Source organism: Xanthomonas dyei, assembly GCF_002939865.1.
In the GTDB taxonomy this organism is placed as follows: Bacteria; Pseudomonadota; Gammaproteobacteria; order Xanthomonadales; family Xanthomonadaceae; genus Xanthomonas; species Xanthomonas dyei.
Genome location: NZ_MDEE01000079.1, coordinates 1 through 6,955, shown reverse-complemented (window position 1 = coordinate 6,955; position 6,955 = coordinate 1). Strand labels below are relative to the sequence as shown.

Genomic DNA, 6,955 nt, shown 5'->3' with positions numbered 1-6,955 from the left:
AGCCCACGCCGGCTCTCGACACCTAAACTGCCAGATTCCGAACAGATAAGGCTCTTATGCGGCATCCATGCCGCATAAGGTCCCGCGCCGGTGAGCGGGCAAGGACCCGTCGTGATGGTCGGTGTGTCTGGTTTTCAATCGAGCAATCGAACAAGGCCCTGGTGCGGTGTCTTCAGCGCTTACGGGCTCCAGAGGCGGCAGCGATGGGATTCACGGCGCGTCTTCCGACTGGTGAGGGCATTGCGACATCGACCAGCGCAGCCTGCGAAGCTCCGATGACGCCAAGCGCACGTAACGCACCACTCTGCGGCCAGTGCCCGACCAGGCATGCGCGTGTTCCGCTCCACAACAGCACGATCAACCCACTGACTCAGCCGGCCTGCTCCACCAGATCGGCCAGCTCGTCTTCGTCGAAACCGGCAAGCAGCCGCGCCTGCAGATTGAACGGGCCATGCAGGTAGCCGCCGGCGTATTCGCGCAGCAACGCCTTGAAGCGTGCCCGTGGTTCGATACCGGCCTGTGCGCAATACCATCGGTACCAACGCGAGCCGGCGGCCACGTGCGCCACTTCCTCGCGCAGGATGGTCTCCAGCACCTCGGCCGTGGCGGCATCGCCAAGCGAGCGCAATTTGACGATCATCGCCGGTGTCACGTCCAGGCCGCGCGCTTCCAGCACTCGCGGCACCAGCGCCATGCGCGCCAGACCGTCATGCGCGGTTTTCTCGCACATTTCCCATAGCCCGTTATGCGCGGCAAAGTCGCCGTAGTCGTGTCCATGCGCCTGCAGGCGCGCGCGCAGCAGCATGAAGTGGCGGGATTCGTCGTCGGCCACCGCCACCCAATCGGCATAAAACGCATCGGGCAGGCCGCGGAAACGATAGACCGCATCCCAGGCCAGGTCGATCGCATTGAGTTCGATATGCGCAATCGCATGGATGAAGGCCGCGCGCCCTTCCACCGTCCCCAGTCCACGCCGCGGCAGCTCGCGCGGATGCACCAGCACCGGCGTGGCCGGCCGGCCCGGCATGCAGATCGGCGCAGGTGCTGGCGCGGCCGCATTCATCAGCAGCCCGCCATCGCGAAACGCGGCCGCGTACTGTTGCGTCAGCGCGACTTTTTGCAGCGGATCGGCAGCATCCAGGCAGGCGCGTGCGGCGTCGAACAGATCGGTGATCACGGCGCCTGCCGCACCTGTTGCTGCCCCAGTGCCGCGAGCGATGCGGCACGTACCCGCTCGCAGGCGTTTGCCTTGATCCGCAACTCGCAAGCGGTGCGTTTGGCACACACCAGTGCGAACAGCCGCGCGCGATCGGCCGGTGCAGGCGCTGCCACCGATGACGGCAGCGCGCCCGGGCCGCCCGCGCCAATACCGATACCGGCACCGAGCAAGCGCGCCTGGTCGCTGCGGCAATCCACCGCGTACGTCCATTCCGCCAAATCCGCTGGCGCAGCGCCGGCGGCGGCTGCCTCGCGCAGGCGCACAACAACAAGTGACTCATCCACGCGCGTGGCGCCGGCAAGATCCAGCCGTTGCGCGCCGGCAGGCGTGGCGAATACGGGGGCCAGTGCGGCCTGTTGCTGCCAGTCCAATTGCATGTCCAGTGTGGTGCGCAGCGCAACAGGCACTTGCCCGTTGCGCAGGCGCGCATCGTCCACGGTGCGGATCGGTGCAGCGCCATCGGCAGCGCAGCTCGCCAGTAGCGTCGCCATCCCGGCCGCGACTACAGCCAATAGCGCGCTGCGCGGTGACAACTCAGGCGCGGCGACGCTTCTTGGCATCGTCCGAGCGCAGTTGCTGGATGCGTTCGAAATAGCCCGGTTCGATGCCGGTGATGTACTCGCCGTTGAAGCACGAGGAATCGAACTGCTTGATGTCCGGGTTGCCTTCGCGCACCGCCACTTCCAGATCTTCCAGGTCCTGGTAGATCAGCCAGTCGCAACCCAGGAATTCCTGGATTTCCAGCTCGCTGCGGCCATGCGCGATGAGTTCTTCGGCGGCCGGCATGTCGATGCCGTAGATGTTGGGATAGCGCACCGGCGGCGCGGCCGAGGCCAGATACACCTTGCGCGCGCCGGCATCGCGCGCCATCTGCACGATCTGCCGGCTGGTGGTGCCGCGCACGATGGAATCGTCCACCAGCAGCACCACGCGGTTGCGGAATTCCAGGTGGATCGGGTTGAGCTTGCGACGCACCGATTTCTGCCGCTCGCCCTGCCCCGGCATGATGAAGGTGCGGCCCACGTAGCGATTCTTGACGAAGCCTTCGCGATATTTCACGCCGAGCACGTTGGACATTTCCAGCGCCACATCGCGCGAGGTGTCCGGGATCGGAATGATGGTGTCGATGTCGTGATCCGGGCGCAGGCGCAGGATCTTTTCGCCCAGCTTCAGGCCCATGCGCATGCGCGCCTTGTGCACCGAGATGTTGTCGATCATCGAATCGGGACGCGCGAAGTACACGTACTCGAAGATGCACGGCGCATTGATGGTCGGGGCTGCGCAGACTTCCGAGAACAGCTCGCCGCGCGCGGTGATCACCATCGCCTCGCCGGGACGCACGTCGCGCACGCGCTGGTAGCCGAGAATATCCAGCGCCGCCGATTCGGAGGACACGATGTATTCGGTGCCTTCGGCGTGCTCGCGCTTGCCCAGCACCAGCGGACGGATGCCGTGCGGGTCGCGGAACGCCACCAGGCCCAGACCCAGCACCACGCTCACCACCGCATAGCCGCCCTTGCAACGACGGTGCACGCCGGCCACCGCGCGGATCGCCGCCTCGGGGGTGAGCATGCGCTGCGCGTCCAGCTCGTAGGCGAACACGTTCAGCAGCACTTCGCTGTCCGAATCGGTGTTGATGTTGCGGCGGTCGGCTTCGAACACCTGCTGACGCAGGGCCTCGGTGTTGATCAGGTTGCCGTTGTGCGCCAGCGCGATACCGTAGGGCGAATTGACGTAGAACGGCTGCGCCTCGTCCATGCCCTCCGAGCCTGCGGTCGGGTAGCGGCAGTGCGCGATGCCGACGCGGCCTTCCAGCACCGCCATCTTCTTTTCGTCGAACACATCGCGCACCAGGCCATTGGCTTTTTGCACGCGCAAGCGCGTGCCGTCGGCGGTGGCGATGCCTGCGGCGTCCTGCCCACGATGCTGCAGGACGGTCAGGCCGTCATAAAGTTGCCCGGCGACGTTCTGGTTGCCGACAATACCGACGATGCCACACATGGTGCGCGTTCTCCGCTGCGGCTTGCGCCGTTACTGTGAAGGTGGCCGTGCCTGGCCTTGGGATTCGACCCGAGCCGGGTCGCTTTCTCCGCCGCGAACCTGCGCCGGATCGATATTGGCCGGCATCGCCTGCGCCGGATCGCGTCCGTCGCTGGCGGCATTGCCGGGTTTGCCAGGTTTACCGAGCGCCCGCGACACGGTGTCGCTCAAGCCGGACCCGGACAGCATTTTGCCCAGGTCGGTATTATCGCCTGTCGAAGGCAACTTCCCCAACTCCGTGGGCAAGTTGCCGAGTTCCATGGATGGCATGTCCATCGCCGGCATGCGCCAGGCCGGCAGTTGCGCTCGCATCCAGCCGGCGCCGGGCTGCAGGATCGGCAACAGCACCGATTGCCGCCACGCCGGCTCACGCGGCAACGGCGTAAACCCCATCAGCAGCACCAACACGCTGGCCAGAAACCCGCCACGCACCACGCCCAGACCGAACCCGAGCATGCGGTCGGTCCCGCCGAGTTTGACCGCATCCACGCCGGCGCGAATGACCATGCCGATCACCGCCACGCTGATCAGCACACCGACAAACACCATGGCATAGCCACCGAACGATTCAGTGGCCGACGGATGCTTGCCATCGGCCAGCCAGCGCGCCGCCGAGCCGCCAAACAAAAACGTGGCCCAGCCCGCCAGCAACCACGACAAGGTGCCGACCACGATCGCGACAAAGCCGCGTAGCAAGCCCAACAGCGCCGACACCAGAATGATGACGCCCAATACCATGTCGATCATTGGTGAGGTCTCCGCGCGGCGCATGCGCCGGTCCAACGTGGCTTGCTGGTCATTGCCTTCCCCTCCGTGGGCGTGAGGCTGTCGAAATTGCGGGTGTGGCCGAAAGACGCCAGCGCCGATCATCCGCCACTGCGACGCCTACAACATGTGGACGGGACGCGTGGCTCACACCGATTCGCACTGCTGTCGCGCTCGCTGCGTGGCGGCGCGACGCGTTGCGCTCATCTCAAGGATGCGGACGAACCATGCCGGAAATGCCGACCTTGGCCGCAACCTGTGCGCGCAACTGCTCGGCATCGCCACGATTGGCGACCGGGCCGACGCGCACGCGGTTAAGCGCGCCCTTGTCGGTACGGACCTGCTCGACAAAGGCGCTGAAGCCGGCAGCGCGCACGCGGTCGCGCAGGGCATTGGCGTCTTCGGCGCGGCCGAACGCGCCCAGCTGCACGGCAAACCCGACGCCACTCGCGGCAGGCGCCGCCGGCGCGGTGGGTGCGGCGGCAACGGGCTTCGCAGGCTCGGGCTTGGCCGGTTCTACCTTGGCGACTTCCGGCTTGGGCGGTGCCGGTTTGGGCGCTTCGGCCGGCTTGGGAGCAGCGGCGACCGGCTTGGCCGGCTCCGGCGGCAGGCTTTCGGTCTTGGGCGCGGCAGGCGCGCTGGCAGCGGCCACGCTGCTGCTGGGTTTTGCGGCCGACGTGGGCGCTGGCGTCGCAACCGGCGCCGGTGCGGCGGCATTGGCGTCCAGCGTCACCACCTGCGCATTGACGTCGCCGCGCACCTTCACTGCCTGCAGCCTGGCCGACTCGGCCTGGGCCTGATCGGCATACGGGCCCACGCGCACGCGCCAGGCTGGGCGGCCATTGATCTGGGTCTTCTCGCTGAAGCCGGGCAGCTGCGCCTGCTTGAGCCGCGCGATCACCGCATCGGCGTCGGCGCTGGTGGCATACGCACCAAAATTCACTGCGTAGTTGCCGGCCGCCACGTCCGGCGCAGACGGCGCGCTGCTGGGGTTCGCCAGGTCGGCTGCGTCCGGGTTGTCTTGCACCGCCGCCGGAGCGCTGGGGGCACCAGCCATGCCCAGCGCACCACCCGCCGGCGCATTGCCAGGGGTGACCAGCGGCAATTCGCGGGTTTCGAACTCGCCATTGCCGGGCGCGGCAGGCGCCTCCAGCGGCACATCGGCGACGCCGCTGGACGGCGCAGGGCCCTTGACCAGCATCGGCAGGAAGATCACGGCAAGCGCCACCAGAACGATGGCGCCAATCAGTCGCTGTTTCAGAGCAGTGTCCACAGTAAAGAGAGCTACAGGCGTGGCGGGGTGCCGCGGCGATTATAAGGCCGGCGCCACCTCGCCGACCCTAGTGGGCTGAACGAAGTGCGTTCAGCGCGTCGGCAACGGTATGAAACGAGCCAAACACCAATACGCGGTCGCCCGGGTTGGCCATGGCGAGCACCGCATGCACGGCGCTGGCGACGGAGTCATGGCATGGCGCCTGCGCAGCACTCGTGCCTTGCAGGCGCTGCTGCAGAGCCTGTGCAGACTGGCCACGCGCACCTTCCAAGCCGGCCAATGCCCACTGATCGATCTGCACGGCCACTGCCTCCACCACCGTCGAGACGTCCTTGTCTGCCAGCGCCGCATAGATTGCATATGTGACGCCGGCAATCGGCTGCGCGCCGAGCGCCTGCGCCAGCGCGCGCGCGGCCTGCGGGTTGTGCCCCACATCCAGCAACACTTCCACCCCGGCGACGTCGCTGCGCTGCAGGCGCCCCGCCACCTGGGCATCGGCGATGCCCCGCGCCCAGGCAGTCTGCGACAGCTCCACCGGCAAGGCCTGCAGCGCGGCGATGGCGGCGGCGGCATTGGCCAGTTGCACGGGGGCCTGCAATGCCGGCATCGGCAGCTCCAGGTGCACCGCTACATCGCGCCAGCGCCAATGCTGTGCGTCGATCGGCTCGAAGAAATAATCGCTGCCGGCGCGGATCGCGTTGGCACCAAGTTGGTAGGCGCGGCGCAGCACGCTGGAGGGCGGGTCGATCTCGCCCAGCACCACCGGCTTCCACGCGCGGATGATGCCCGCCTTCTCGGCGCCGATCGCCTCGCGGTCCTCGCCTAGCCAGTCGGTGTGGTCGATATCCACGGTGGTGATTACCGCCACATCCGAATCGATGAGGTTGACCGCATCCAGGCGCCCACCCAGGCCGATTTCCAGCACCGCCAGGTCAAGTTCGGACCGCTGAAACAGCCACAGCGCCGCCAGCGTGCCGTACTCGAAATAGGTCAGCGGCGTCGTGCCACGCGCCGCCTCCACTGCCGCAAAGGCGGCGACCAGCGCGGCATCGCTTGCATCGACACCATCGATGCGCACACGCTCGTTGTAACGCAGCAGATGCGGCGACGTGTACGCCCCCACCTTCCACCCGGCAGCGCGGCCGATCGCCTCGACAAAAGCCACCGTCGAGCCCTTGCCGTTGGTGCCACCGACCACGATGACATGCTTGGCCGGCGCCTCGATCTGCAGCCGCGCAGCCACCTCGCGCACGCGCTCCAGCCCCATCGCAATGCTGCTGGGGTGTTGCTGCTCGATGTAGGCGAGCCAGTCGGTGAGTGTGGTGGGAGTGGTCACGGGGTTACCTGGAGTTTTGCAACCGCAATTATCGCGTTTTCACCATGCATCCAGAAAATCGGCTTGCTGTCCGATGCTCTGCGTAGCGTAGCTGAACTGATTTGACGGAACTGGCATGCGGCGGGCCCGGGCGTGACGAGAAAGCAATAACCCGAACAAAACAGAACAATGAAGAGCTTGACTCGGCTCAGCCAACATTCCACAGGCGATGCAAGCGGCAATACACCGGACCTAGGGAACCTCTGAACAAAGCACGGCAGATGCGCGACACTACCCGCCTCGTGTTGAGGAATCATCCATGCAACTGACGTTCGGCGACGCT

General features: G+C 66.5%; 6 protein-coding genes. All 6 read right to left on the bottom strand.

Going from position 1 to position 6,955, the window contains the following annotated elements:
* Positions 1-370: 370 nt before the first annotated feature.
* The 6 genes from XdyCFBP7245_RS22890 to folC all read right to left on the bottom strand — a co-directional run bounded on the left by XdyCFBP7245_RS22890 (position 371) and on the right by folC (position 6,633).
* Positions 371-1,177, bottom strand: a complete 807-nt coding sequence (locus XdyCFBP7245_RS22890; RefSeq protein WP_104617652.1) for a ferritin-like domain-containing protein — start codon at positions 1,175-1,177, stop codon at positions 371-373.
* On the bottom strand, positions 1,174-1,731 hold the full coding sequence (locus tag XdyCFBP7245_RS22885; RefSeq protein ID WP_146091723.1) for a hypothetical protein: 558 nt from the start codon (positions 1,729-1,731) through the stop codon (positions 1,174-1,176). The genes XdyCFBP7245_RS22890 and XdyCFBP7245_RS22885 overlap by 4 nt, the downstream gene beginning before the upstream one ends.
* Positions 1,732-1,753: 22 nt before the next feature.
* The gene (purF, locus tag XdyCFBP7245_RS22880) at positions 1,754-3,220 is read right to left on the bottom strand and encodes an amidophosphoribosyltransferase (protein WP_055846019.1); all 1,467 of its coding nucleotides are present in this window, start codon (positions 3,218-3,220) and stop codon (positions 1,754-1,756) included.
* A 30-nt stretch (positions 3,221-3,250) separates the two neighbouring features.
* A complete protein-coding gene (locus XdyCFBP7245_RS22875) occupies positions 3,251-4,006 on the bottom strand; it encodes a CvpA family protein (protein ID WP_104617650.1) in 756 nt (251 codons plus the stop codon).
* A 226-nt stretch (positions 4,007-4,232) separates the two neighbouring features.
* Positions 4,233-5,297, bottom strand: coding sequence for an SPOR domain-containing protein (locus tag XdyCFBP7245_RS22870; RefSeq protein ID WP_104617649.1), 1,065 nt, complete (start codon positions 5,295-5,297; stop codon positions 4,233-4,235).
* Positions 5,298-5,364: 67 nt separating this feature from the next.
* Positions 5,365-6,633: a bifunctional tetrahydrofolate synthase/dihydrofolate synthase gene (folC, locus tag XdyCFBP7245_RS22865; protein ID WP_104617648.1), complete on the bottom strand. Its 1,269-nt coding sequence runs from the start codon at positions 6,631-6,633 to the stop codon at positions 5,365-5,367.
* Positions 6,634-6,955: the final 322 nt, after the last annotated feature.